The sequence below is a fragment of the Amycolatopsis sp. NPDC052450 genome, assembly GCF_044547565.1.
Lineage (GTDB): Bacteria > Actinomycetota > Actinomycetes > Mycobacteriales > Pseudonocardiaceae > Amycolatopsis.
This window is the reverse complement of record NZ_JBIUAQ010000044.1, coordinates 1-24627: the sequence shown is the minus strand read 5'-3', so window position 1 is coordinate 24627 and position 24627 is coordinate 1. Positions and strand designations below refer to the sequence as shown.

The window sequence follows — 24627 nt, the reverse complement described above, 5'->3', positions numbered from 1 at the left end:
GCAATGAAAGGTCCTTTCCTTGCAAAATTTGCTAGGAAAGGACCTTTCATTGCATGGGGTCAGCCGCGCTCAAGCCCCGAAACGGTCGCCGGCGCGATCTGCGCCGGAGCCGCCGGAAGCGGAGCCGGAACCGCCGACGGTCCCGCACCCGAGACGGGCAGAGCCAGCGAAGTCTTGCCCAGGTCCACCGTGATCTTCGGGTACTGCGCAGGACCCGAGATGAACGAACCGTCCGTCCCGCCGATGATCAGCGCCAACTGATGCCCTTGCGGGACAACATGATCCGTACTCGCCAGCCGGAACGTCATGGTGTACGGCTGCCCCGGCGTCAACGGCGATTCCTGGCTCAGCGACTGGTGGTTGGCCAGGTCGGCCCAGCCACGGCTGATGATGTTCAGCCCGACCGAGACCGCGTCGGTGCTCGTGTTCAGGTAACAGGCGTCGTTGCCGGAAGCGCTCGCGCCCCAGCACGACTGCGTCAGCTCGTTCTTGATGCCTTCCTTCGGCCCGGTGTAGTTCCGGATCGTCGCCGGGCCGTAGTCCACGAGGATCGCCGAGAGCCGCGCTGTGGACGTCGACGGCGTCGCGGTCACGGTCACCTTCGCCGTCCCGGACACGTGCAGATCCTTCGCCAGCGCGCCGGTGCTGAACAGCAGGCGTCCGTTCGAGGTCTCCGTCGGTCGTGCGGCCCAACTGTTCGAGGACTGACCGGAGGAGTCCGTGAACGACGCCGTACCCGTCCCCGCGGTGGTGCCGAGGGTGCCGACGCCCGGGGTGCCGCCGGCCGCGGGACGCAGGGTCACCGCGCTGCCCGCGGGCCACGCCGCCTGGTCCACCCAGACGTCCGGCTCCCGTTCCACGCTCGCGCCCGGGGTCTTCTCGATGCCGTTGTCCACACCGAGCAGGTAGTGGTCGAACCACTTGTGCAGGGTGTCGACCCACGCCGACCGCCGGTAGTCGAACGGGTCGACGTGACCGGCCTGCGTCAGCCAGATCTTGCGCTCGACGTTCAGCGCTTCCCACCACTGCCCGAAGTTGATCGTCTTGACGTTGAGGTCGCCCAGGCCGTGCGAAGCGAGCACGCTGGCCTTCACCTTCGAAGCGCTCTGCACGTGGTCCCGGTCGAGCCAGAACGCGTTGTAGTCGCCGTTCGCCGTCGCGCCCGCGGTGAGCTTCCGGTTCGCCGCGCTGCAGTTCTGCCCGCCGTTGCGCTGGGAAACGGTCTGCGCGAGCCCCGCCGGGCTGCCCTGGCGCAGGTTCGCGCCGTCGGAGCGGTAGTAGTCGTACCAGGAGCTGATGGCGCCGATCGGCACGATGGTCTTGAGCCCGTCGACACCGGTCGCGGCGACGCCGTTGGCCACCGTGCCGTCGTAGGACTTCCCGATCATGCCGACGGCACCCGTCGACCAGGTCGCGTTCGTCCTCGCCGATCCGGTCGCCGTCGTGTAGCCGTTCGCCCGGCCGTTCAGCCAGTCGACGACCTTGCGCGCCGAGTTGACGTCCGAGGGCCCGCCGATGTCGGTGCAGCCGCGGGATTTGTTGGTACCGGCCAGATCCACCAGGACCACGGCGTAGCCGCGCGGGACGAAGAAGTTGTCGTAGTAGAGCGGGAACCCGACCGGCCTGCCCGCCGGGTCGTAGGTCTTGAGCTCGCTCTCGTTGCCCCGCCCGCAGCACGAGTAGTACGGGCTCGCGTCCATGATGACCGGGACCTTCTTGCCCTGCGCCGCCGGTTCCTTCGGGCGGATGATGTCGGCGGCGACCCGGTCCGAACGGCCGTCGCCGTCCCCGTCGAGGCCGATGTCCACCCAGGCCGTCTCGCGGACGGCCTGGGCAAAGTCGTAGACCGGTTCGCTGCCCCGCGGTTTCGCCGCGGCCTGCGGCGCCGCGACCACGGCCGCGGCGACCGCCAAGATCCCTGCCAGCACAACTGTTTTCACGGTTGAGCCCTTCCCCGTCGGCTGAAAGCCCGTCAGGGAGAGCTAAACGCGATGATCACCGGTGCAGTAGAGCGGAAAGTCTTACAGATCGACAGCGCGGTAGAGCGAACCGACCTCGCCGCGGTTCAGCCGCCGGATCGAGCCCGACCGCTGGGCACCGAGCTGGACGTCGCCGAGCGCGGTCCGGACCAGTTTGCGCACCGGATGCCCGGTGGCCGCCATCAGCCGCCGCACGATGTGCTTGCGGCCTTCGTGGATGACCAGTTCGATCTGGGTACGACCGGCCAGCATGTCCTTGACCCGGAACTGGTCGACCTTGACGATGCCGTCCGGCAGCTCGAAACCGGCCCGCAGTTCCTTGCCGAGGCCGCGCGGGACGATGCCCTCGACCTCGGCGAAGTAGGTCTTGAGCACCTGGTACGACGGGTGCATCAGCCGGTGGCCGAGGTCGCCGTCGTTGGTGAGCAGCAGAAGGCCTTCGGTGTTCTCGTCGAGCCTGCCGACGTGCACGATGCCGGGCGTCTCCTCGTACCGGCCGCGCAGGTAGTCGCCGACGCACGGGCGGCCGCGGTCGTCGCTCATCGTGCTGTGCACGCCCTTGGGCTTGTTCAGCAGGAGGTAGACGAGGTCCTCGCGGACCTGCACGCGGGTGCCGTCGACGTGGATCACGGAGTTGTCCGGATCGACCCGGCGGCCGAGTTCGGTGACCACCTTGCCGTCCACGCTCACGCGACCGCGCACGATCAGGTCCTCGGCCGCGCGCCGCGAGGCGACGCCTGCCTGCGAAAGGACCTTCTGCAGCCGAATGCCGTCGGGATGCGGGTCAGATGTCATCGATGGTGTCCACTTCGGGTAGCAACGGAGCGATGGGCGGAAGGTCGGCCAAGGACGAGAGGCCCAGTCGCTCCAGGAACAGCTCGGTCGTCACGTACAGCGTGCCTGTGGTTTCGGGGTCGGACCCCATCTCCTCGATCAGGCCGCGTGCCAGCAGCGTCCTGATCACCCCGTCCACGTTCACCCCTCGGACGGCGGCGACCCTGGCCCTGGTCACCGGCTGCCGATAGGCGATCACGGCGAGGCTCTCCAGTGCGGCTCGCGTCAGCTTGGAACGCTGGCCGTCGAGCAGAAGCTTCTCCACGAACGGGGCATAGACGTCCCTAGTGTAGAACCGCCACCCTTCGCCGACTCGGCGCAGGTCGATTCCGCTGGTTCGCTCGGTGAACTTCTGCGCCATCGTGCGCAGCGCGACGGTGACCCGGGACACGGATTGCCCGACGGTGTCGGCGAGCGATTCCTCGTTGATCGGCGAGTCGACGACCAGGAGCAACGCCTCCAGGGCCGCTTCGAGCGCCTCGTCGGAGGTGAGGTCGGGATAGTCGCCGTCACCCGCCGCCACGAGCCCCTCGTCGGCAGGCGGCTCCGCCTCGACGACAGGCACCTCATCCGACGCGGCGAAAGCGCCCTTCGCCTCGTCGGACTCGGTGATGGGAGCTTTCAGCCCATCACCGGTCTCGGGGGTTTCTTCGGTCTTCTGGGTCTCTTCGGGGCTCACCCGTACTCCTCGTCCTCCGCGGCGGCGAGGTCCTGTTCGGCCGCCACCGACGCCTGCGCCACGGACCCGCCGGTCCAGCGCACGTGCAGTTCGGCGAGCGCCTCCAGCTGCTCGAACTGGACCGTGGCCTCCCGGTACAGCTCCAGCAGCGCGAGGAACCGCGCCACGATCTCGACGGTGTGCTCGCAATCCTCGACCAGCTCGCTGAAGGTCGCTTCGCCCCGTTCCGCGAGCTTGAGCCGCAGCAGCGCGGCGTGTTCGCGCACCGAGACCCGGCCCATGTGGATGTGCGCGATCGACACCGTCGGCGGCGGCTTCGGTTTGAAGACCGCGACGGCGATCTCGGCGAACTTCGCCGGGTCGACGCCGAGCATCACCTCGGGCAGCAGCCCCATGAACCGGTCTTCGAGCGCGACCGACCGCGGATACCGCCGCAGCGCACCGGCCTCAAGCTCCCCGAACAGCGCCGCGACCTGCTTGTACGCCCGGTACTGCAGCACGCGCGCGAACAGCAGGTCCCGAGCTTCGAGCAGGGCCAGGTCGTCTTCGCTCTCCACCTCGGCGGCGGGCAGCAGACGCGCCGCCTTGAGGTCGAGCAGGGTCGCCGCGATGACCAGGAACTCGGTGGTCTCGTCGAGGTTCCACTCCGTGCCGAGTGCACGGGTGTAGGCGATGAAATCGTCCGTGACCTGGTGCAACGCGACTTCGGTGACGTCGAGCTGGTGCTGCGAGATCAGCTGGAGCAGCAGATCGAAGGGGCCCTGGAAATTCGACAGGTTCACCTTGAACTTGGACGTGCTCAGCTCTTCACTGGCCAGTCCTTCGGGGACCATCCCGCCGTGCACGGTCTCGTGCACGACGGGGGTCTCGTCTGCCTCTGTCCGCTCGACCGGCTCTGAGCCGCTGGGAGCAGCCGCGGCCGGGTCGTCCATCAGCTCTCGGTCTCTTTCCCGTCCTCGCTGCCCGCCCGCAAGCGCTGGACGAGCACCGACTCCTCGCCCGCCGCGTCGAAGTCGGCCAACAGGACGGCCACCGCCTCGCGGACCAGCCTGCCGCGGTCGAGCACGAGCCCGTGCTTCGCCCGCAAGTTCAGCCTGGCCTGCTCCATCGCCAGCAGTTCGTCGCCGGAGACGTAGACGGTGATCTTCGCGTCGTGCTTGGTCCGCCCGGAACCGCTGCGCGCGGCACGGGACAGCTGTTCCTTGTGCGCTGGCCCCGTCTCGTTCCCGGATCCGTTCCCGTTGCCGTTCCCCGTCGAGGGGGCGGGCTGTTCGGGCGCGGGCGGGAGATCGAGGGCGGGGCTGGAGGTGATCCTGAAAAGTTCGGACGCTCCGGGCAGGGAAGCTCGCCTGCTCACCGGGCGATCACCTCGCGTGCAAGCGCGCGATAGGCCGCCGCGCCTGCTGATTTGGGGGCCCACGTCGTGATCGGCTCGCCCGCGACGGTCGTCTCGGGGAACCGCACGGTGCGGTTGATCACCGTGTCGAACACGATGTCGCCGAATGCCTCCACCACTCTCGCCATGACCTCCTTCGAGTGCAGGGTTCTCGGGTCGTACATGGTGGCGAGAATCCCGGTGATGTCCAGTTTGGGGTTGAGGCGTTCCTGCACCTTCTCGATGGTGTCGATCAGGAGCGCTACGCCTCGCAGACTGAAGAACTCGCACTCCAGCGGGATGATCACACCGTCCGCGGCGGTCAGTGCGTTCACCGTCAGCAGGCCTAGCGAGGGCTGGCAGTCGACAAGAACATAGTCGTAGTCGTTCATGACCGGACGAAGGACCCGTAACAACGTGTGTTCGCGCCCTACCTCTGCGACCAACTGGACCTCGGCCGCGGACAGGTCGATGTTGCTCGGCAGCAGGTCGACGCCGTCCACCCGGGTCTTCCGGATGGTGTCGGTGATGCTGACCGAGCGCTCCATGATGACGTTGTAGACCGTCTGGTCCAGCTCGTGCGGCTGAATGCCGAGACCGACCGAGAGCGCGCCCTGCGGATCGAAGTCGACCAGCAGTACCCGGCGGCCGCATTCGGCGAGGGCCGCACCCAGGTTGATGGTCGAGGTGGTCTTGCCGACGCCGCCCTTCTGGTTGCACATGGCCATCACGAGTGCGGGGCCGTGCCGTTCCAGCGGCGGCGGATCGGGGATCTCGCGGTACGGACGGCCGGTGGGGCCGATACCTTCCCTCTCGAGTTCTTGCTGTTTGGTTTCTTTGGCGCGCTTGGCCTTGCGGCCGCGGGAAGAGATCGTGTCCTCCGACGGTTCGTCGCCGTCGTGTTCGGCGGGGGTTGCGATGGTCACCTGGCTGAGGCTCGCCGCGGCCGAACCGGCGGACGCGGACGGCTTCGCCGGCTCGTTCGGTGTCGACATAACGCGAAAGCTCCTCTTCGGCAGGATCCTCGGCAGCCTATGCGCGATTCACGAGTCGGGCCAACGAGGCACGCCGGGACCGACCGGGTCGTTTAGCCGAGCGCGCGGGGATGTGCTGTCGCGTAAACCTCGCGGAGCGTGTTCACCGTGACCAGCGTGTACACCTGCGTGGTCGTCACCGAGGCGTGGCCGAGCAGTTCCTGCACGACGCGGACGTCGGCGCCGCCTTCGAGCAGATGCGTGGCGAAGGAATGGCGCAACGTGTGCGGGGAAACGCCCGCCGTGATCCCCGCGGATTCCGCGGTGTCCTTGAGAACCTGCCACGCGCTCTGGCGGGAAAGCCTGGAGCCGCGCGCGTTCAGGAACATCGCCGGTGTCCCCCTGCCGTGGGTGGCGAGCGCCGGCCGCGCGCGGACGAGGTACGCGTGCACCGCTTCCAGCGCGGGACGGCCGATCGGCACGATGCGCTGTTTGCCGCCCTTCCCGTCGAGCAGCACGGTGCGTTCGGCGTCGTCGATGTCGTCGACGTCGAGCCCGACGGCCTCGGAGATCCGCGCGCCGGTGGAGTAGAGCAGTTCCAGCAACGCCCGGTCCCGCAGCGGCCGTTCGCCCTCGGGCGGCGGGGTTTCGAGCAGTTTCAGCACGGCGTCCACCGGCAGCGCCTTGGGCAGCCGTTTGGCCGCGGCGGGCGGGCGGACCTCGCGGGCCGGGTCGTTCTCGGTGATGCCGTCGGCGTGCGCGAACTTGTGCAGCCCCCGCACGGCGACCAGTGCGCGAGCGGCCGAGGAGGCGGCGAGCGGCTGATGCTCTTCGTCGCCTTCGCGCAGCGCCGCGCCGAACGAGGTGATGTGCGCCGACGTGACGTCGGTGAAGCGTTCGACGCCGACGCCGTCGAGGTACGCGGTGTACCGGCGCAGATCCCGCGAGTAGCTGTCGAGGGTGTTCCTCGCGGTTCCGCGTTCGACCACCAGATGGTCGAGGTATGCGGCGACCACCTGGGCGACTCCGGTACCACCGGCCCGTGACACACGGACACTCTAGGACCACCACGACCCGTTCGGGGGTTCGCCGCGCGTACCGCGCCGCGGGTGTGAAACGGGCTACCTTGGGAGCATGTCCCAGCAACCGGACCCGGACGGGATGCGCGCCGGCACCGCCGAGCGCGAGGAGGCGGCGCGGCTGCTCGCCGACCACTACAGCCAGGGCAGGATCACGCCCGACGAGTACGAGGGCCGGGTCCTCGCCGCGTACGAGGCCGTGACGCTCGGCGAACTCCGGCCGCTGTTCCAGGACCTGCCCGCGCCGCATCCGACGTACCTGGCGCCGCGGTTCGACCCGCCGCCGTTCGTGCCCGTGTACCCGCAGCCGGCCGCGGTCATGCCGTATTCACCGAAGTCGAAGATCGCCGCCGGGGTGCTGCAGCTCGTGCTGCCGTTCGGGACCGGGCGGTTCTACACCGGGCACGTCGGGCTCGCTTTGGGGCAGCTGGCGGTCGTGGTGGTCACCTGCGGCATCGGGGTGGTCTGGCCGATGGTCGACGGGATCGTGCTGCTGGCGAACGGCGGCACCGACGCTCAAGGCCGCCGCCTCCGGGACTGACCCCTCTCCTCCCGCAACTGAGATGAAAGGCCCCTTCATTGCAAATTTCGCAATGAAGGGGCCTTTCATCTCACGCGCTAAGCGATCAGTGACCGCGCGAAGCGAACTTCGTCGGCCGGTCCTCCCAAGGCGCGTCCGCGGGCCGCGCCGAAGCAGCCCCCGAAAGCACCGCGTGCGCGGCGAGCACGCCACCGACGGTCGACCCGTTCACCAGCTCACCGGCCAGCGCCATCCGGACCGCTTCGGCGAGCGGGAACTTCCGAATGACGAGGTCCGCCTCCTCGTCGCCGAGGACCTCCCTGTCCACTTCGGACAGTCCGCGGGCGAGGTAGACGCGGACGACCTCGTCGGTGAAGCCGGGCGACGCCGCGACGTCGACCAGGGTCTCCCAGCGCTCGGCGCTGAGCCCGACCTCCTCGACCAGTTCCCGTTCGGCCGCGCCGACGGGGTCCTCCCCCGCCTTGTCGATCAGCCCGGCGGGCAGTTCCCACAGCCGCCGCCCGATCGGGTGCCGGTACTGGTGGATCAGCGTGACCGCGCCGTCGTCGTCCAGCGCGACGACGGCGACCGCGCCGAGGTGCTCGACGACCTCGCGGCGGGCGGTGCCGCCGCCGGGCATCACGACCTCGTCGACCCGCAGCCCGACGACGCGTCCGATGTGGACGTCCCTTGTGGACGCGACGGTGAACTCGTGCTTGCCGGGTTCGGTCACCGGGCCACCGTCTGCGGGGCCTCGGGCAGCTCGACCGGCAGCCGCTCGGCGACCTTGCGGTCCACGACGGCCTTCACGAACGCGCTGAACAGCGGGTGCGGGCGGGTCGGGCGGCTCTTGAGCTCCGGGTGCGCCTGGGTGCCGACGAAGAACGGGTGCTTGTCGGCGGGCAGCTCCACGAACTCGACCAGGTGGTCGTCGGGCGAGGTGCCCGAGAACACCAGACCGGCCTCGGAAAGACGCTTGCGGTAGGCGTTGTTGACCTCGTAGCGGTGACGGTGCCGCTCGGAGACCTCGGTGCTGCCGTACGCCTTCGCGACCTGCGAACCCGGCTTGAGCTTGGCGACGTAGGCGCCGAGCCGCATCGTGCCGCCCATGTCGCGCTCCCCGGCGACGACGTCGCGCTGGTCGGCCATCGTGGAGATGACCGGGTTCGCGCCCTCGTCGTCGAATTCGGCCGAGTTCGCGTCCTTGATCCCGGCCAGGTTCCGCGCCGCGTCGATCACCATGCACTGCAGACCGAGGCACAGGCCCAGCAGCGGCAGTCCCTGGGTGCGGGCGTAGGCGATGGCGCCGACCTTGCCCTCGATACCGCGGATGCCGAACCCGCCGGGGATCAGCACACCGTCCACATCGGACAGCGCGGCCGCGGCACCGGCCGGGGTCTCGCAGGAGTCCGAGGGGACCCAGGCGATCTGGACCTTGGCACGGTGGGCGAATCCGCCCGCCCGCAGCGCTTCGGTCACCGACAGGTACGCGTCCGGCAGGTCGATGTACTTGCCGACGACCGCGACCCGCACCGTCTCCGACGGGTTGTGCACCCGGTCGAGCAGGTCGCCCCACACGGTCCAATCGACGTCGCGGAACGGCAGCCCGAGGCGGCGCACCACGTAGGCGTCGAGCGCCTCACGGTGCAGCACCTTCGGGATGTCGTAGATCGACGGCGCGTCGGGGCAGGCGATGACGGCCTCGGTGTCGACGTCGCACATCAGGCCGATCTTGCGCTTGAGATCCTCCGGCAGCTCGCGGTCGGCGCGGCAGACGAGCGCGTCGGGCTGGATACCGATGTTGCGCAGCGCGGCGACCGAGTGCTGGGTCGGCTTGGTCTTCAGCTCACCCGACGGGGCGAGGTACGGGACCAGCGAGACATGGAGGAAGAAGCACTGGTCACGGCCGACGTCGTGGCGGACCTGACGGCAGGCCTCCAGGAACGGCAGCGACTCGATGTCGCCGACGGTGCCGCCGACCTCGGTGATCACGACGTCCGGGCTGTTCCCGTCCTCGTCGGCGCCCGCCGCGGCGGTGATCCTCGCCTTGATCTCGTCGGTGATGTGCGGAATGACCTGCACGGTGTCGCCGAGGTACTCACCGCGGCGCTCCTTGGCGATGACCTCGGAGTACACCTGTCCGGTGGTGACGTTCGCCTTGCCGTCGAGAGCCCGGTCGAGAAAACGCTCGTAGTGCCCGATGTCCAGATCGGTCTCGGCGCCGTCGTCGGTGACGAACACCTCACCGTGCTGGAACGGGTTCATCGTGCCTGGATCGACGTTGAGGTACGGATCCAGCTTCTGCATCGTGACCCGGAGCCCACGTGCGGTAAGGAGCTGACCCAGGCTGGAAGCCGTGAGTCCCTTACCCAGAGAGGAGGCAACGCCTCCGGTGACAAAGACATACTTGGTAGCCCGCGACTGAAGTCCCACGGGCTTCCACCTTATCGCACGCCCGCCGGAGCGCTCACCGGCCACGCCGCAAGCGTCCGATGGAGTGGAAAACCGCTACCCTCGCGGCGTGACAGACGCGCACGACACCTGGACCGCACCGGTCGCGGAAGGCCCGCTCGACGCGGACATCCGCGTCCCCGGCTCGAAGTCGATCACCAACCGGGCCTACATCCTCGCCGCGCTCGCCAGCGCGCCGACGCGGGTGCGGACCCCGCTCGACTCCCGGGACGCGCGGCTGATGCTCGGCGCCCTCTACGCGCTCGGCGCGCACTCGCAGGGCAGCATCGGCGGCTATCTCGTGCACCCGCTCGGCCCCGGCCGTGTCCATCCCGAAGAGACCGTCCGGGTGGAACTCGGCAACGCGGGCACGGTCGCCCGGTTCACGCCCGCGCTCGCCGCGCTGGGCACCGGCCCGGCGCTGTTCGACGGCGACGAGGCGATCCGCCGCCGTCCCATCGGGCCGCTGCTGAAGGCGCTGCGCGGCCTCGGCGCCCGCATCGACGACGACCGCCGCGACGCGCCGCCGTTCACCGTCCACGGCGAAGGCGGCCTGCGTGGCGGCAAGGTCGACCTGGATTCGTCGGCGTCGAGCCAGTTCCTGTCCGCGCTGCTGCTCGCCGGGCCGTCGTTCCAGCAGGGTGTCACCGTGCGCCTGGTCGGCGGCCAGGTGCCGAGCGAACCGCATATCGCGATGACCGTCGAAATGCTCCGCCGCTTCGGAGCCACTGTGGAGCGCGAGGGCGACGAGTTCCACGTCGCGCCCACAAGGCTTTCCTGCCCCGAGTACATCGTCGAGCCGGATCTCTCGACGGCCGCCCCGTTCGCCGCCGCCGCGGTCGCGACCGGCGGCACGGTGCGGATCGCGGGCTGGCCGCAGCGGACGACCCAGCCGGGCGACTGGCTGCGCAGCCTGATGCCGGTCCTCGGCGCCACCGCCGAACTCGACGCGGGCGGCCTGACGGTCACCGGAAGCGGCACGATCCCCGGCGTCGAGCTGGACTTGCACGACGTAGGCGAACTGACGCCGGTCATCGCGGCGCTGCTGTGCTTCGCCGAGGGACCGTCGGTCATCTCCGGGGTGGCGCATCTACGCGGCCACGAGACCGACCGGCTGACCGCGCTCGCCACCGAACTGTCGTCGCTCGGCGCCGACGTCCGCGAGACCGAGGACGGGCTGCGGATCACGCCGGCGCCGCTGCACGGCGGGAAGTTCCGCACCTACGACGACCACCGGCTGGTGATGGCGGCCGCGGTGCTCGGCCTGAAGGTCGAAGGCGTCGAGGTGGAGAACCCGGGGACGGTCGGGAAGACCTTCCCCGGATTCGCCGAAGCCTGGACGTCGATGCTCGGCTAAGCGAGCCCTCCCGCGAACGGGGTTTCCCGCCACTGGTCGATCATCGGCTTGAGGCCGTCCACCAGCATGGGCAGGCCGGGCGCCATCGACAGGCACGCGACCACCTGGAGCAGGCCCACCGCTTCGAAGGTCCGCAGCAAGCCTTCATCGACCTCGCGCAGTCCGAGTTCCGCGGCGGCGGCGTTGTAGGCCTCGATACCTTCTGGGCCGTTGAAGGCGAGGTCGCGTTCGATCGGGCCGCGGTTGACGAGCTCGAAGTCGGAGTAGAGCTCGCCTTCGGTGGTGACGATCAGGTTGTAGCCCGGCGCGTCACCGTGGACCGGCTGGACGGTGGCCCCGGGAAACGCCTTGGCGAAGGCCTCCTCCGAGGCCAGCAGCGGCCGGAAGACCTCCCATTCGCGGCGGGCGCGGTCGAGGTCGGCCGGGGCGAGCAGCTCCGGCCTGCCTTCGAGCTGGGCGAGGCCGTCGGGGATGAACGGGTCGAGGCCGTTCAGGAACGCCAGGTCACCGGGATAGTCGCGGAGCGCGGCGTGCAGTTTCGCGACGAGCTCGGCCGAGTGCTCCGCGGTGAGGTTCGCGTCCTCGACGAACTCGATGAGCTCCCAGAAGGTCATCGAGAAACCGTCACGCTGCACGGGCTCCGCCGGGACCAGCGGGCTCGGCTTGACGACCGGTAGCCCCTTCTCGGCGAGCCAGGCGGCGACGGCGAGTTCACGTCGCTGGTCGGTCAGCTGCGTCTCCAGTGTGGTCGTGCGCGGCAGTACGGTCGGCACGCGCACGACGACCGGCGAAGGCGCCAGCCGCACGATGACGGAGAAAACGTCGTACAGGACCTCGGGTTCGGTGACGGTGATGCCGAGGTCGCGCCCCGCGGAAACCGCGGCGGCCACCGCCCGCGCGGTGCGGGCAGCCCGTTGTTCGTCGGTGATCATGCCGCGAGTCTGACAGCTCCGGTTCACCCGGCGGAGCGTTCTCCGTCATCTTCGGGGAACAACGCCTTCAGCGTGACCTCCCGGTTCACCCGCACATGTTCGACGGCGTGGGCCCGCGCGCGGTCGGCGTCGCCCGAAGCGATCGCGTCGTAGAGGCGGCGGTGCTCGTCGAGCAGTTCGCCCCAGTGCTCGTTCTGGCTGGTGAGCCAGCGCAGCCTGCCCTCGAGCGGGCGGAGGATCTCGTGCAGGAGCCCGTTGCCGGCCAGCGCGACGATCTCGTCGTGGAAGCGGGTGTTGAGCAGGGTGATCCGGGCCGCGTCGCCGCTTTCGGTCGCGCGGGCGGCGTCGGTGAGCAGCCGTTCGAGTGCGCGGAGTTCCGCTTTGCCCGCCCGTTCGGCGGCCAGCCCGGCGGCGAGCCCTTCGAGGGCTTCACGAACGTCGAACAGCTCCTCGACGTCGGCCTTGGCCAACTGGCGTACGACGATGCGCCGGGGCGACTGGACGGCGAGGAAGCCTTCGGCCTCCAGGCTGCGGATGGCCTCGCGCACCGGGACCCGCGAGACGCCGAGGCCCTCGGCGAGCTCGCGTTCGACCAGCCTGTCCCCCGGCTTCAGCCGTCCGTCGAGGATCCGTTCACGCAGCTCGTCCCGGACCCGTTGCCGGGTCGCGGCCAGCGGCTGACGCGGTCCTTCCTCGGCCACCCGACCCCCTCGTTCAACACTGCCGTAACAGCTCGTAACCCGAGTTTATCGGCAGGAACCTTGACGACGGGCCACCGCGGGGTGATATTTGGGATGCCAAATTTTGGGATACCAAATCGACCGGACGTCCCCGTCGATCGGAGGCCCGCATGACCGCCGCCCCGGCAACCCGGTCCGAAGCGCCTACCACCGAGAACGCCGATCCCCGGCTCTGGAACGAAGATCTCGCCCCAGCGAAAGAACGCCGATGGAAGGTCTACGACATCTTCGCGCTGTGGATGTCGGACGTGCACAACCTCGGCAACTACACCTTCGCGGCGGGCCTCTTCGTCCTCGGGCTCTCGGCGTGGCAGGTGTTCACCGCGCTGCTGACCGGGTTCGTGCTCATCTACTTCGGCATGAACCTGATGGGCCGGATCGGGCAGCAGACCGGCGTCCCCTTTCCCGTGGTCGCCCGCATCAGTTTCGGCACCTTCGGCGCGAACCTGCCCGCGCTGATCCGCGCGATCATCGCCATCTTCTGGTACGGCATCCAGACCTACCTCGCCTCCGTGGCCATCACCCTGCTGGTGCTCGCGATCGATCCAGGGCTGAAACCGTTGACGGAGATGGGTTTCCTCGGCCTGCACGCACTCGGCTGGATCTGTTTCATCGCGTTGTGGCTCGCGCAGGCACTGGTGCTCACCCGCGGGATGGAGGCCGTGCGCAAGTTCCAGGACTGGTGCGGTCCGGGGATCTGGGTCGTGATGATCGCGCTCGCGGTCTGGGTACTGGCCGCCGCCGACTGGAACATCTCCTTGACCGGCAACCCGAAGGCACTGTCCACAGGGGAGCAAGTACGGCAGTGGTTCGGCGCGGTCGGCCTGATCCTGTCCATCTACGGCACCCTGATGCTCAACTTCTGCGACTTCTCCCGGTTCGCCCCGAATCAGAAAACGGTACGGCGCGGGAACTTCTGGGGTCTGCCGATCAACTCGACGGCGTTCGCGCTGCTGTCGGTGCTGGTGACCGCGGGCAGCCTCCAAGTGTTCGGCGAAGCCATCACCGACCCCGCCGAACTGCTGGCCCGCATCGACAACACGCCCGTGCTGATCATCGGCGCGCTGACCTTCGCGATCGCCACCATGGGCGTGAACATCGTCGCGAACTTCGTCTCCCCCGCCTACGACCTGGCCAACATCTGGCCGAAGCGGATCACCTTCACCATCGGCGGGATGATCAGCGCGGTCGCCGCGTTGTGCGTGCTGCCGTGGAAGCTGTACTCCTCCCCCGCGGTGGTCAACTACTTCCTCGGCGGCCTCGGTGCCTTCCTCGGCCCGCTGTTCGGCATCATGATCGTGGACTACTACCTGGTGAAACGCGGCCGGATCGACGTCGGCAAGCTGTTCGTGGCCGGACCGGATTCGCCGTACCACTACAAACGCGGGTTCAACCCGCGGGCGATGGTCACCTTCCTGCCCACGGCGGCGCTGTCCGCGATCATCGCCCTCGTGCCGTTCTTCGCCCCCGCCGCGCCGTATTCGTGGTTCATCGGCACCGCTTCTGCGGCGGCACTGTACTTCGCCGTGTCACGGAAACAGCGGGTCGCGTGATGCGGATCCTGGTCACCAACTGCAACATCACCGAGGCGATGACCAAGGAGATCGAGGTGGGCGCGCGCGCCGCGGCGAGCCCCGGCACCGAAATCCTGGCCAGAACGCCGCTGTGGGGCCCGGAATCAGCGGAAGGCTGGCTGGACAGCTTTCTCAGCTCCGCGGCCGTCCTCGACCTTCTCAACGGGATGGACGAGCCGTTCGACGCGCTCGTGATGGCCGGTTTCGGTGAGCACGGGCGGGAAGGCGCTCGTGAACTGCTCGACGTCCCGGTCGTCGACATCACCGAGTCGGCCGCGCATCTGGCCTGTCTGCTGGGAAGACGCTACGGCGTGGTGACCACATTGGACCGGACGTGCGGGCTCATCGAAGACAGCCTGCACGCGGCGGGCGTCGCGCAGAACTGCGTCGGCGTCCTGGGTGCCGGGCTCGGCGTGCTCGAACTGACTGACGAACGCCGGACGGAATCCGCGCTGCTGACCGCCGGCCGCCGTGCCCGCGACGCGGGTGCGGAAGTCCTCGTCCTCGGCTGCGCCGGGATGACGGGCCTCGATCGCCGGATCTCGGCGATGCTGGACATCCCGGTGATCGACGGCGTCGCCGCCGCCGTCCGCCTCGCCGAATCCCTGGTGGCGCTGAACCTCAAGACCAGCCGGGCCGGCTCCTACGCCCGCCCACTCCCGAAAACCCGCCTCTGGCCCACGCAATTCGGCACCTGATTGCGACGCTCACGATCGCAAGTAGGTGCCGAATGGCGACGAAGGCTAGTTGCCGGCGGCGGCGATACCGGGGGCCGGGGCCTGGGCGTTACCCGCGATGCCGTAGCGTCCCGCGCCGCCTTCGAGCTGCTCGCGCAGCGCCATGATCGTGGTCACCCGGCCCGCCGACGTCTCCGCGTTGTCCACAGTGGACAAGATGGACGTCGACGAGGTGTCGGCGCGGACGACGCCGATCGCGCCGGTGCCGTCGGCGGATCCAGCGTCGCCCGCCAAGACGGTGCCCGCACCGGAACGGTCGAGCTGCGCGGCGAACCGCGCGACGGTCGAGGCACGGTCACCGGCGCCGTCACCGGTGTACTTGGAGCCGGTGAGCACGATAGCGAGCTGCGCCGGCTTCACCTCCCCGCCGGTCTTGAGGAAACCGCCGTCGGTGAGCCCGCCGAGCGCGGCCGCCAGCTCCACCGGCGTCGACTGCGGCTGCGCGTTGTCCTTGTTCAGCAGCGCCACCGAGCCGAGCAGGGCACCGGCGAGGGTGCCGGGGTCGCCCGCGGTCGGGAACTGCACGCCGGCGGGCTGCAACCGCGAGACGACGTCACGCAGCTGATCCGACCGCATCGGGTCGGAGAACGCCTCGGTCAGCTGGATCTCGCCGGTGACGGCGGCACCCGCCTGCCCGATGAGCTGCTTGAGGGCGTCGCGGTCCGCGGGCTTCGCGTCCTCAGTGGTCACCAGCACCACCGAACGCTTGTCGAGCTGCCCGGCGACGACCTTCGGCCCCATCGCACCGGCGAACGCGTCCGCGTCACCGAGCCTCGCGTTGAGCGAGTTGCGCTGCGCCTCCAGATCCGCGACCTGGGAGCCCAGGTCCTCCTTCTGCCCGGCCAGCCCCGAGAGGAGTGAACCGTTCAGCGCCGTGGACCCGAGCACCACCCCGATGGCGAGCGCCAGGAAGCAGGCGGCGATGGAAACGATGTGGTACCGCAGTGAAATCACGTGAAAAGTCCCTTGCCCCAGGCGATGAACGAGTTCCAGGTGTCGCGGATCCAGTCGAGGTAGACCGAACCCACGTCGGACACCAGCAGCGCGGCCGCGACGGCCACCAGGGCCGCCAGCACCAGCAGGACGATGGCGCCGATGGACACCCGGCTGCGGTGCAGGGTCGCGACCGCCTTGCCGTCGACCAGTTTCGTGCCGAGTTTGAGCCTGGTGAGGAACGTGGACGGGTTCGACCCGGACCGGCCGTGGTCGAGGAACTCCCGCAGTGTCGCCTGGAATCCGACGGTGACCACCAGGCTCGCCTCGTGCGCGTCGGCCAGCAGCAGCGCGAGGTCCTCGGCGTTACCCGTCGCGGGGAAGGTGACCGCGCCGATCCCGAGGTCCTGGATGCGTTCGACACCCGGCGCGTGCCCGTCCGGCTGCGCCGGGACGACGACCTCGCCACCGCTGCGCAGCGTCTCGGCACCGATTCCGTGCGGATCGCCGACGATGACGTCCGGCTGATATCCCTGCGCGCGCAGGGTGTCGGCCCCGGCGTCGACACCGATCAGCACCGGACGGTGCTCGGAGATGTACTTCTTCAGCTTCTTGAGGTCTTCGGCGTGCCCGTTGCCACCCGCGACCACGAGGGCGTGCCGGTCCTTGAGCGGAACCCGGATCTCCGGGACGCCGACACCGTCGAGGATGAGACTGCGTTCCCGGCGGAGGAATTCGATCGTGTTCGCGGAGAACGCCTCCAGCTGGGTGGACATCCCGGCCTTGGCCTCGATCATCTGGTCCGCGACGCTCTCGCGCGTCTGCTGGACCCCCGATCCGAGCTGCCGCTCACCGATGTAGACGACGCCCTCGTGCAGGCGGAGTTTCGTGCCGTCCTTCACCTTGCGCAGCAGTTCGCCGCCGACCGAATCGACCAGCGGGATCCCGGCCTCGAGCAGGATCTCCGGGCCCAGGTTCGGGAATCGGCCGGAGATCGACGGCGAGGCGTTCACCACCGCCGCGACTTCGGCCTCCACCAAGGCATCCGCCGTCGACCGGTCGAGATCGAGCTGGTCGAGGACGACGATGTCGCCAGGGCTCAGCCGGCGGAGCAGCTCACGCGTACGCCTGTCGACCCTGGCGACGCCGGTGATCCCGGGGAGGGTCTCTTGGTTACGCGAGAGCAAGCCGGTGAGCTTCATGCGACCGATAGTGACAAATCCGCGCGGCCTTCCGTGTCCGCCACGCCGATGGAAACACGCCGATTAACCCACACCGGATCGGGCTACCCGGTCGTGACAGGCGCTACTTCGCTTTCTTTCGCTTTCCGCCGCGACGGGCCTTGGGCTTGTCCGGCGCGCTCTTGTCGGCCTCGGCGACGGCGAGCAATTCCTCCGCGTGCGCCCGGCCGGTCTCGGTGCTTTCCATCCCGGCGAGCATGCGGGCGAGTTCGACGACGCGCTCCGATTGTTCGAGCACGCGCACGCCACTGCGGGTCACCCCGCCACTGGTCCCCTTGTCCACCACCAGATGCTGATCGGCGAACGCGGCCACCTGCGGCAGGTGGGTGACCACCAGGACCTGGTGACTGCGTGCCAGCCGCGCGAGCCGCCTGCCGATCTCGACCGCGGCCCGGCCGCCGACCCCGGCGTCGACCTCGTCGAACACCAGCGTCTGCACGGTGTCCGCGTGCGCGAGGACGACCTCGATCGCCAGCATCACGCGGGAAAGCTCACCGCCGGAAGCGGCCTTGTGCACCGGAAGCGGCGGCGCGCCGTTGTGCGCCCGCAGCAGCAACTCGACGTCGTCGACGCCGTCGGGGCCGGCGTGCACGAGCCTGCCTTCGACCTTCACCGCGTGCGGATCGCTCTCGTCCACGGTGCGCCGCTCGACGGTGATCTCGATCTCGGCCTGTCCCATCGCGAGACCGGACAGCTCGGCGGTGATGGCCTCGGCCAGTTCGGCTGCGGCCTCGACGCGCGCCTCCGACAGGGTCAGAGCGTGTTCCGCCAGCGTGACGGCGAGTTCGTCGCGGCGCTTGGCCAGTTCGGCCAGCGCCTCCTCGGAGGTGTCCATCGTGGACATCCGGCGGCGGGCGTCGTCGGCCCAGGCGAGCACGCCGTCGACGTCGGCCGCGTATTTGCGCGTGAGCCGCTTCAGATCGGCCTGGCGCGCGAGCACCTTCTCCAGCAACGCCGGGTCGGCGTCGAGCGTTTCGAGGTAACTGCCCAGCTCGGTGCCCACTTCGGACAGCAGTACCGAAGCCTCGTCCAGCCGGGGCCCGAGTTCCCGCAGCACCGCGTCTTCGGAACCGTTCAGGTGGCGGGTCGCCTCCCCGATCAGTCCCAGCGCGCCGGGCGCGTCCGGATCCCCGTCCGCCGAACCGGCGACGGCGGCGTGCGCCGCACTGGCCGACGCACGCAGCTCGTCGACCGCGGCGAGCCGCTTGATCTGTTCGGTGAGTTCGGTGTCCTCGCCCGGTTCGGGCGCGACGGCGTCGATCTCGGTGAGCCCGTGGCGCAACAGGTCCGCCTGCTGGGCCATCTCACGGGACCGGGTGGACCGCTCGGTCAGTTCGGCGACGACGGCGAGCCAATCGTCGCGCACCGCGCGATAGCGCTCGAGTGGTGCGGTGACGGCCTCACCGGCGAACCGGTCGATCACCGCGCGCTGCTCGGCGGGCCGCAACAGCCGCAGCTGATCGTTCTGCCCGTGGACCGCGATCAGCTGCTCGGACAGATCGGCCAGCACACCGACCGGCACCGAACGGCCGCCGAGGTGGGCCCGGGACCGGCCGTCGACCGAGACCGCGCGCAGCGCGATGACGCTGCCGTCCTCGTCGACCTCCGCCCCGGCGTCGGTGACGATCCGGGTGGCGCCCTCGGCACCGCCCAGCTCGAAGCGGCCTTCCACGAAGGCCTTCAGCATTCCCGTCCGCACCTTGGACACTTCGGCTCGGCCGCCGGAGAGCAGGTGCAACCCGCTGACGACCATGGTCTTGCCCGCACCCGTCTCACCGGTGACGACGGTGAAGCCCGCGTGCAGTTCCAGCAGGGCGTCCTCGATGACTCCGAGGCCCTGGATGCGCATCTCGGCCAGCACGACGCCCACCGTAGCGGCCCACCCCGACCATTCCCGCACCCGGCACGTCATGAAAGGGTCGTTCAGGACGAAAATTGTCCTGAACGACCCTTTCATGACATCCGTCAGCGGGCGTGCCGCTCCCGCCAGCCCTTGATCGGCAACGAGAACTTGTGCACCAGCCGGTCGGTGAACGGGCCTTCCCACAACCGGATCAGGCGCACCGGCACCCGGCCGCAGGTGACCCGTACGGCCGCGCCGGCGGGAAGATCGAAGGTCCGCGATCCGTCGCAGGTCAGGACGGCGGGTGAGCCGTCCGGATCGATGGCGACGGTGATCTCCGAGTCGCGCGAGACGACCAGCGGCCGCGAGAACATCGCGTGCGCGTTGCTCGGGACCACCAGCAGGGCCTGGACGTCCGGCCAGATGATCGGCCCGCCTGCGGAGAACGCGTACGCCGTCGAGCCGGTCGGTGTGGCACACAGGACGCCATCGCAGCCGAAGGACGACACGGGCCTTCCGTCGACCTCGATGAGCGCGTCCAGCACGCGCTCACGCGAGCTCTTCTCGACGCTGGCCTCGTTGAGCGCCCACGTGTTGACGGTCTCTTCACCGTCGACGCTGACCGTGACGTCGACGGTCATCCGCTCTTCGACCTGGTAGTCACCGTCGACGGCGCGCTGGACGGTGTCGGCGAGCTTGTCGGAGTCGGCCTCGGCCAGGAAGCCCACGCGGCCGAGGTTCACCCCCAGCACCGGAACGCCGTTCGGCCTGGCCAGTTCCGCGGCCCGCAACAACGTGCCGTCGCCGCCGAGCACGAACACCAGCTCGGTGCCGGCGGCCGGATCCTGTTCCGGCGCCATGACCGTGCAGGGCCCGCCGATCCCGCCGTCCGCCTCCAGCATCTCCTTCACGTCCTCGTCGAGCACCCGCAGCCGCACACCGGCCTTGGCGAAACGGGCCGACACCTCACGTGCCGCGTCCCGGGTCGCGTCCCGGTCCGGGTGCACGACGAGCAGCACCTCGCGATCGCTCATTGGGGTCCCTCCAGGACTGCGGTGCGGACGAGCCGCTCGGCGTCGGTGCCGACGGTCTCCCCCGCCCCGCGGGTAAGCCAGACGAAGTATTCGACGTTCCCGGACGGCCCGGGAAGCGGGCTCGCCACGACGCCGCGCAGACGCAGGTCCAGCTTCTCGGCCTCGGCGAGCACGCCGAGCACGGATTCGACCCGGAGCTCCGGGTCACGGACGACGCCGCCGCTGCCGAGCCGGTCCTTGCCCACTTCGAACTGCGGTTTCACCATCGGCACCAGATCGGCGCCGTCCCGCGCGCACGCGGACAGCGCGGGCAGCACGAGTTTGAGCGAGATGAACGAGAGGTCCCCGACCACGAGGTCGACCTGCCCGCCGAGATCTTCCGGCGTCAGGTTGCGGACGTTCGTCTTGTCGAGCACGACCACGCGGTCGTCGGTGCGCAGCCGCCAGTCCAGCAGGCCGCGGCCGACATCGGCGGCGATCACCGTGGCGGCGCCGTTGCGCAGCAGGACATCGGTGAAGCCACCGGTCGAAGCGCCCGCGTCGAGGCAGCGCTTTCCTTCGGTGGAAAGGCCTTGCGGGGTGAAGGCTTCGAGCGCGCCGAGCAGTTTGTGCGCGCCGCGGGAGGCCCAGCCGGGGTCGTCGCCGTCGCGCACCACGATCGGCGCGCCGGATTCGACCCCTGTCGCGGGTTTGGTGGCCACCATCCCGCGCACGCTGACCTTGCCCTCGGCGATCAGCGCGGACGCCTGCTCCCGGGAACGGGCGAGACCCCGCCGGACGAGCTCCGCGTCCAGGCGGGCGCGTTTGGGCACGCGGTCAGACCTTGTCGATGGTGGACAGCGCCACCGTCAGCTCGGTGTGCACGGCTTCGAAGCGGTCGACGTGCTCCGAGAGCGGAAGCGCGGCGAGGTCGTCGAGACCCGCCACGGCTTCGTCGATCCCGGCTCGGGGATCCGTGTCCTGCTGCTCGAACTGGTCAGCCTGGACCGCCGGAGGTCCGGGCACCGGCGGAGGGCCCGGCACCGGCGGTCGCGGCACGGGGTGGAAGTGGTCTTGCACCCCACCAAGTTAGCAGCGCTGGTCAGGCGAGGCGCAGGTCGCCGAGCGCGGCGCGGGCGGTGTCGCCCACACCACGGACCTCGGTGATCCCCGTCTCCCAGGCAGCCGCGCACAATGCGCGCAACAGGTCGAGGGAGTCGCCTTCACCTTCGGCTTCGAGCACGTCACCCTGTGCGGTGACACGCCAGCCGTCCTTGGGCCCGATTTCGAGCAGCTCCGCGCGGCTGCTCAACCCGGACAGGTCCCGCGAAAGGTAGCGGGGACGCTCCTCGGGCCTGGCCTTGATCAAGGACGCCGCGTCGGCGACGCCGGTCAGGACGCACAGCGCGTCGATCCCGGCCGCGACCGCGCCCTCGATGTCGGTGTCCAGCCGGTCGCCCACGACGAGGGCACGCTCCGCGCCCGCGTCCCGCGCCGCCGTCGTGAACAGCCCCGGCGCCGGCTTGCCCGCCACCAGCGGTTCGACGCCGGTGGCGGTGCGCAACGCGGCCACCATCGACCCGTTGCCCGGCAGCAGCCCGCGTTCGGTCGGCAGAGTCGCGTCGACGTTGGTCGCCACCCACAGCGCGCCCGCGCGGATGGCGAGGCACGCCTCCGCGAGCGCGGCCCAGGTGTTCTCCGGGGAATGCCCCTGAACGACGGCGGCCACATCCGGACCGGCTTCCCGGACCGTCTTGAGGCCGGCCGACTCGATCTGGGCGGCCAGCGAGGCCGTGCCCACGACGAGCACCACGGCGCCCTGAGGCAGCCGCTCACCCAGCAGGGTGGCGGCGGCCTGAGAGCTCGTGTGGACTTCCTCGGGCGTGGCCGGGAGTCCGAGTGCCTCCAGGTGCGCGGAGACCTCCGCGGGCGCCTTGGAGGCGTTGTTCGTCACCCACCGGACGGCGGTGCCGTGGTCCCGAAGCGCCCGGAGTGCTTCCGGCGCGCCCGGGACCACGATGCCGCCGTGGTAAACCGTGCCGTCGAGGTCGAACAGGACCGCGTCGTACCCTGCCGACAGAGCGTCAGCCATTCGTGAGCTCCGCGGCGCGCTCGGCGGCGTCGGTCTCGTCCTCCTCGTCGGCCTCTGCCGCGTTCAGGAACCAGCGGATCGCCTCGTCCTTGCGGTCGGCGGCGGCGAGGTTGTCGGCGTAGGCGTAGAACAGCCGGGCGCTCCACGGGTCACGCTTCTCCGCCTTGAGGTCGTCGCCCTGGAGGGAGACGACCGCGGCGTCCAGCTGGCCGAGGTCACGCCGGGCGCCGGCGGCGACGATCGCGAGTTCGATCTGGGTCGCCTTGGCCAGGCGCTCCTTGTCGACCTCCTTCGCGAGGTCGAGTGCCCGCTCCGGGCGGCCGATGGCGCGCTCCGCGTCGGCGATGATCGCGATGTGCTCGTCGGTCCGGGTCATCCGGCGGACGGCCCGCAGCTCGGACAGGGCCTCGGACCAGTTGCCCGCGTGGTAGGCGACCAGGCCGAGCGCCTCACGGACGATCGGGACCCGCGACGCCTTGGCCTTCGCGTACTTGGCGTGCTCCATCGCGGCTTCGGGGTCTTCGTCGACGAGGCCACCGGCCGCGACGAGGTGCTTGCCGACGGTTTCCGCGAGCGCCTTGGGCAGCGTGCGGAGCTCCCGGCGGACCTCCTCGTCGAGATCGGAGAACTCGATGCCTTCGGGCAGCTCCGGAGCCGCGAGCAGCTCACGCGCCAAGGTCTCGTCGTCGACCGGCTTGTCCTCGGTACGAGGCGAGGAACGGAAGTCCTTCCGGCCTTCGGAACGGTCGCGCTGGGGACGGTCGTCACGCTTGCGCTCGAAGCCGCCGCGCTTGTCGTCGTAGCGCTTCTCCGGCCGGTCGGACGAGCGACGGTCGGGACCGTCACCGGACGGCCGGTAGGCACCGCGCTTGTCGTCGCCGCGGTCACTGCGGTTGTCGCGGTCGCCGAAGCTCTTGCGCTCGTAGCCACCGCTACTGGGACGGCGGTCGCTCGAGGAGGGGCCACGACGGTCGCCGCCGCTGTAGCCACCGGAACGGGAGCCACCGCGGTCGTCGCGATAGGACGGACGCCGATCGTCGCCGCGCTTGTCGTCGCCGCGCTTGTCGTCACCGCGGTTGTCCGAGCCGTAGGACTTGCCCTGGGGGCGTCCTTCGTACCGGTTACCGGACGGACGGTCGTCGGAACGGCCGCGGTTGTCCGAGCCGTAGCCGGCACGGGCCGGGCGGCTGTCGGAGCGCTTCTCGTACCGGCCCTCGGAACGGTTGTCCGAACGGCCCTCGGAACGGCTGTCGGAGCGGCTGTCCGAACGATTGTCGGAGCGGTTGTCGTAGCGACGCTCGGGACGGCTGTCGGACGAGCGGTAACCACCGCGGTCGCCACCCCGGTTCTCGGACCGGTAGCCCCCGCGGTTGTCACCGCCGCGACTGTCACTGCCGCGGTTGTCCCGGTTGTCGCCGCCGCGGTAACCACCGCGATCGCCGCCACGGTTGTCCCGGTTGTCGGACCGGTAGCCACCGCGGTCACTGCCACGGCTGTCGCTACCCCGGTTGTCGGAGCGATAGCCGCCGCGGCTGTCGCCGCCACGATTGTCCGAGCGGTAACCGCCGCGGTCGCCGCCCTTGTTGTCGCGGTTGTCGCGCCGGTCGTCGGAGCGGAAGCCGCCACGACGGTCGTTGTCGCGGCCACCGGACCGGTCGTCACGACGGTCGCCGGCACCAGGGCCACGACGGTCGTCGCTGCTGTTGTTGTAGCGCGGGCGGTTCTCGTCACGCCCCTGGCCTGCGAACCGGCTATCACCGGGGCGCTGGTCACGGGGACCGTCGCCACTGCGCGCGGGCTTGCCGGGATAGCTGCCGCCGGTACCGCGTGCGCCGCGGTCGTCACGACGCGGACGACCCTGGTAGCCACCATCGCGGCCGCCCCGGTCCTGCCTGCCGCCGGCGGAACCGCGCCGGTCACCTCGCTGCGCGTCAGACCGGCCTCCGCGGGGACTGTCGTCCCGGCGACCCGACCGGCCGGACGCGCCATCATCTGAGTCACGTCGACCGAACTCGGACACCTGGCCTCCTGCCACTATTGAAAAGTTTCGACACTTGCGCCCACCTGTCAGGTGGGCCAACGGACCATTCTAGTCGGTCCGTGGACATGAAAAGAGACAGGGCCCTGACCCGGGGAGAACCTGTGGGGTTCTCAACCCTGGTCAGGACCCTGTCCTGAAGTTAGTCCGGCGGTGTCCTACTCTCCCACAACCCTTCGGTTGCAGTACCATCGGCGCTGTCAGGCTTAGCTTCCGGGTTCGGAATGGGACCGGGC

The 24627-nt window shown here is 69.7% G+C and carries 23 protein-coding genes and 1 rRNA gene; 4 read left to right on the top strand and 20 right to left on the bottom strand.

The genetic code is table 11. From position 1 onward, the window contains the following. Window positions 1-59: 59 nt before the first annotated feature. From ACIHAO_RS39660 to xerD, 7 genes are all read right to left on the bottom strand, one after another. On the bottom strand, window positions 60-1928 hold the full coding sequence (locus tag ACIHAO_RS39660) for a Xaa-Pro dipeptidyl-peptidase (RefSeq protein WP_396566976.1): 1869 nt from the start codon (window positions 1926-1928) through the stop codon (window positions 60-62). A gap of 93 nt (window positions 1929-2021) precedes the next feature. Further along, window positions 2022-2774: a pseudouridine synthase gene (locus ACIHAO_RS39655; RefSeq protein WP_125786284.1), complete on the bottom strand. Its 753-nt coding sequence runs from the start codon at window positions 2772-2774 to the stop codon at window positions 2022-2024. Continuing rightward, window positions 2764-3492, bottom strand: coding sequence for an SMC-Scp complex subunit ScpB (scpB, locus tag ACIHAO_RS39650; RefSeq protein WP_396566909.1), 729 nt, complete (start codon window positions 3490-3492; stop codon window positions 2764-2766). The genes ACIHAO_RS39655 and scpB overlap by 11 nt, the downstream gene beginning before the upstream one ends. Further along, the gene (locus ACIHAO_RS39645; RefSeq protein ID WP_396566907.1) at window positions 3489-4424 is read right to left on the bottom strand and encodes a segregation and condensation protein A; all 936 of its coding nucleotides are present in this window, start codon (window positions 4422-4424) and stop codon (window positions 3489-3491) included. The genes scpB and ACIHAO_RS39645 overlap by 4 nt, the downstream gene beginning before the upstream one ends. Then, on the bottom strand, window positions 4424-4849 hold the full coding sequence (locus tag ACIHAO_RS39640) for a cobyrinic acid a,c-diamide synthase (protein WP_125797217.1): 426 nt from the start codon (window positions 4847-4849) through the stop codon (window positions 4424-4426). The genes ACIHAO_RS39645 and ACIHAO_RS39640 overlap by 1 nt, the downstream gene beginning before the upstream one ends. Then, entirely contained in the window at window positions 4846-5862 is a 1017-nt protein-coding gene (locus ACIHAO_RS39635; RefSeq protein WP_125786281.1) for a ParA family protein, read from the bottom strand. Before ACIHAO_RS39635 ends, ACIHAO_RS39640 begins: the two co-directional genes overlap by 4 nt. Window positions 5863-5954: 92 nt before the next feature. Further along, window positions 5955-6857 carry a site-specific tyrosine recombinase XerD gene (gene xerD, locus ACIHAO_RS39630; protein ID WP_396566974.1) on the bottom strand — a complete coding sequence of 301 codons (903 nt, stop codon included), beginning with the start codon at window positions 6855-6857 and terminating at the stop codon, window positions 5955-5957. 118 nt (window positions 6858-6975) lie between these two features. On the opposite strand from xerD, the gene ACIHAO_RS39625 reads away from it, so the two are divergent. Further along, window positions 6976-7461 carry a DUF1707 domain-containing protein gene (locus ACIHAO_RS39625; protein WP_396566904.1) on the top strand — a complete coding sequence of 162 codons (486 nt, stop codon included), beginning with the start codon at window positions 6976-6978 and terminating at the stop codon, window positions 7459-7461. A gap of 85 nt (window positions 7462-7546) precedes the next feature. Here the strand turns inward: ACIHAO_RS39625 and ACIHAO_RS39620 are convergent, their stop codons facing one another. Both ACIHAO_RS39620 and ACIHAO_RS39615 read right to left on the bottom strand, forming a co-directional pair. Further along, the gene (locus tag ACIHAO_RS39620; protein ID WP_396566902.1) at window positions 7547-8173 is read right to left on the bottom strand and encodes an NUDIX domain-containing protein; all 627 of its coding nucleotides are present in this window, start codon (window positions 8171-8173) and stop codon (window positions 7547-7549) included. Further along, window positions 8170-9873, bottom strand: coding sequence for a CTP synthase (locus tag ACIHAO_RS39615; RefSeq protein ID WP_125786278.1), 1704 nt, complete (start codon window positions 9871-9873; stop codon window positions 8170-8172). The genes ACIHAO_RS39620 and ACIHAO_RS39615 overlap by 4 nt, the downstream gene beginning before the upstream one ends. An 88-nt stretch (window positions 9874-9961) precedes the next feature. On the opposite strand from ACIHAO_RS39615, the gene aroA reads away from it, so the two are divergent. Then, the gene (gene aroA, locus ACIHAO_RS39610; protein ID WP_396566900.1) at window positions 9962-11248 is read left to right on the top strand and encodes a 3-phosphoshikimate 1-carboxyvinyltransferase; all 1287 of its coding nucleotides are present in this window, start codon (window positions 9962-9964) and stop codon (window positions 11246-11248) included. Here aroA and ACIHAO_RS39605 read toward each other — a convergent pair. Together ACIHAO_RS39605 and ACIHAO_RS39600 are read right to left on the bottom strand one after the other, a co-directional pair. After that, window positions 11245-12180 (bottom strand): aminoglycoside phosphotransferase family protein, encoded by a 936-nt coding sequence (locus ACIHAO_RS39605; protein WP_396566898.1) that lies wholly within the window; start codon window positions 12178-12180, stop codon window positions 11245-11247. The genes aroA and ACIHAO_RS39605 overlap by 4 nt on opposite strands. Before the next feature lie 23 nt (window positions 12181-12203). Continuing rightward, window positions 12204-12881 carry a GntR family transcriptional regulator gene (locus tag ACIHAO_RS39600; protein WP_396566896.1) on the bottom strand — a complete coding sequence of 226 codons (678 nt, stop codon included), beginning with the start codon at window positions 12879-12881 and terminating at the stop codon, window positions 12204-12206. A gap of 149 nt (window positions 12882-13030) precedes the next feature. Between ACIHAO_RS39600 and ACIHAO_RS39595 the strand changes: the two genes are divergently transcribed. Then, a complete protein-coding gene (locus tag ACIHAO_RS39595; RefSeq protein ID WP_396566894.1) occupies window positions 13031-14473 on the top strand; it encodes an NCS1 family nucleobase:cation symporter-1 in 1443 nt (480 codons plus the stop codon). Continuing rightward, on the top strand, window positions 14473-15192 hold the full coding sequence (locus ACIHAO_RS39590; RefSeq protein WP_396566892.1) for an aspartate/glutamate racemase family protein: 720 nt from the start codon (window positions 14473-14475) through the stop codon (window positions 15190-15192). Before ACIHAO_RS39595 ends, ACIHAO_RS39590 begins: the two co-directional genes overlap by 1 nt. 45 nt (window positions 15193-15237) lie before the next feature. Here the strand turns inward: ACIHAO_RS39590 and ACIHAO_RS39585 are convergent, their stop codons facing one another. From ACIHAO_RS39585 to rrf, 9 genes are all read right to left on the bottom strand, one after another. Further along, window positions 15238-16185 carry a copper transporter gene (locus ACIHAO_RS39585; protein WP_396566890.1) on the bottom strand — a complete coding sequence of 316 codons (948 nt, stop codon included), beginning with the start codon at window positions 16183-16185 and terminating at the stop codon, window positions 15238-15240. Further along, on the bottom strand, window positions 16182-17366 hold the full coding sequence (gene steA, locus ACIHAO_RS39580) for a putative cytokinetic ring protein SteA (protein ID WP_125786271.1): 1185 nt from the start codon (window positions 17364-17366) through the stop codon (window positions 16182-16184). Before steA ends, ACIHAO_RS39585 begins: the two co-directional genes overlap by 4 nt. A 103-nt stretch (window positions 17367-17469) precedes the next feature. Then, window positions 17470-19266, bottom strand: coding sequence for a DNA repair protein RecN (gene recN / locus ACIHAO_RS39575; protein ID WP_396566887.1), 1797 nt, complete (start codon window positions 19264-19266; stop codon window positions 17470-17472). A 104-nt stretch (window positions 19267-19370) separates the two neighbouring features. Then, window positions 19371-20282 carry an NAD kinase gene (locus ACIHAO_RS39570; RefSeq protein WP_125786269.1) on the bottom strand — a complete coding sequence of 304 codons (912 nt, stop codon included), beginning with the start codon at window positions 20280-20282 and terminating at the stop codon, window positions 19371-19373. Continuing rightward, a complete protein-coding gene (locus ACIHAO_RS39565; protein ID WP_396566885.1) occupies window positions 20279-21094 on the bottom strand; it encodes a TlyA family RNA methyltransferase in 816 nt (271 codons plus the stop codon). Before ACIHAO_RS39565 ends, ACIHAO_RS39570 begins: the two co-directional genes overlap by 4 nt. 4 nt (window positions 21095-21098) lie before the next feature. Beyond that, window positions 21099-21305, bottom strand: coding sequence for a hypothetical protein (locus ACIHAO_RS39560; protein WP_125786384.1), 207 nt, complete (start codon window positions 21303-21305; stop codon window positions 21099-21101). 58 nt (window positions 21306-21363) lie between these two features. Further along, window positions 21364-22353 carry an HAD-IIA family hydrolase gene (locus ACIHAO_RS39555; protein ID WP_396566883.1) on the bottom strand — a complete coding sequence of 330 codons (990 nt, stop codon included), beginning with the start codon at window positions 22351-22353 and terminating at the stop codon, window positions 21364-21366. Further along, the gene (locus tag ACIHAO_RS39550; protein WP_396566881.1) at window positions 22346-24373 is read right to left on the bottom strand and encodes a hypothetical protein; all 2028 of its coding nucleotides are present in this window, start codon (window positions 24371-24373) and stop codon (window positions 22346-22348) included. Before ACIHAO_RS39550 ends, ACIHAO_RS39555 begins: the two co-directional genes overlap by 8 nt. 163 nt (window positions 24374-24536) lie before the next feature. After that, window positions 24537-24627 (bottom strand): 5S ribosomal RNA (gene rrf, locus ACIHAO_RS39545); the annotation flags it as partial.

Excerpts from the sequence above, each read along its gene's own strand:
- ACIHAO_RS39655 (WP_125786284.1), bottom strand. The coding sequence starts at position 2,774 with ATGACATCTGACCCGCATCCCGACGGCATTCGGCTGCAGAAGGTCCTT.
- ACIHAO_RS39645 (WP_396566907.1), bottom strand. The coding sequence starts at position 4,424 with ATGGACGACCCGGCCGCGGCTGCTCCCAGCGGCTCAGAGCCGGTCGAG.
- ACIHAO_RS39635 (WP_125786281.1), bottom strand. The coding sequence starts at position 5,862 with ATGTCGACACCGAACGAGCCGGCGAAGCCGTCCGCGTCCGCCGGTTCG.
- ACIHAO_RS39625 (WP_396566904.1), top strand. The coding sequence starts at position 6,976 with ATGTCCCAGCAACCGGACCCGGACGGGATGCGCGCCGGCACCGCCGAG.
- ACIHAO_RS39605 (WP_396566898.1), bottom strand. The coding sequence starts at position 12,180 with ATGATCACCGACGAACAACGGGCTGCCCGCACCGCGCGGGCGGTGGCC.
- ACIHAO_RS39595 (WP_396566894.1), top strand. The coding sequence starts at position 13,031 with ATGACCGCCGCCCCGGCAACCCGGTCCGAAGCGCCTACCACCGAGAAC.
- ACIHAO_RS39590 (WP_396566892.1), top strand. The coding sequence starts at position 14,473 with ATGCGGATCCTGGTCACCAACTGCAACATCACCGAGGCGATGACCAAG.
- steA (WP_125786271.1), bottom strand. The coding sequence starts at position 17,366 with ATGAAGCTCACCGGCTTGCTCTCGCGTAACCAAGAGACCCTCCCCGGG.
- ACIHAO_RS39570 (WP_125786269.1), bottom strand. The coding sequence starts at position 20,282 with ATGAGCGATCGCGAGGTGCTGCTCGTCGTGCACCCGGACCGGGACGCG.
- ACIHAO_RS39555 (WP_396566883.1), bottom strand. The coding sequence starts at position 22,353 with ATGGCTGACGCTCTGTCGGCAGGGTACGACGCGGTCCTGTTCGACCTC.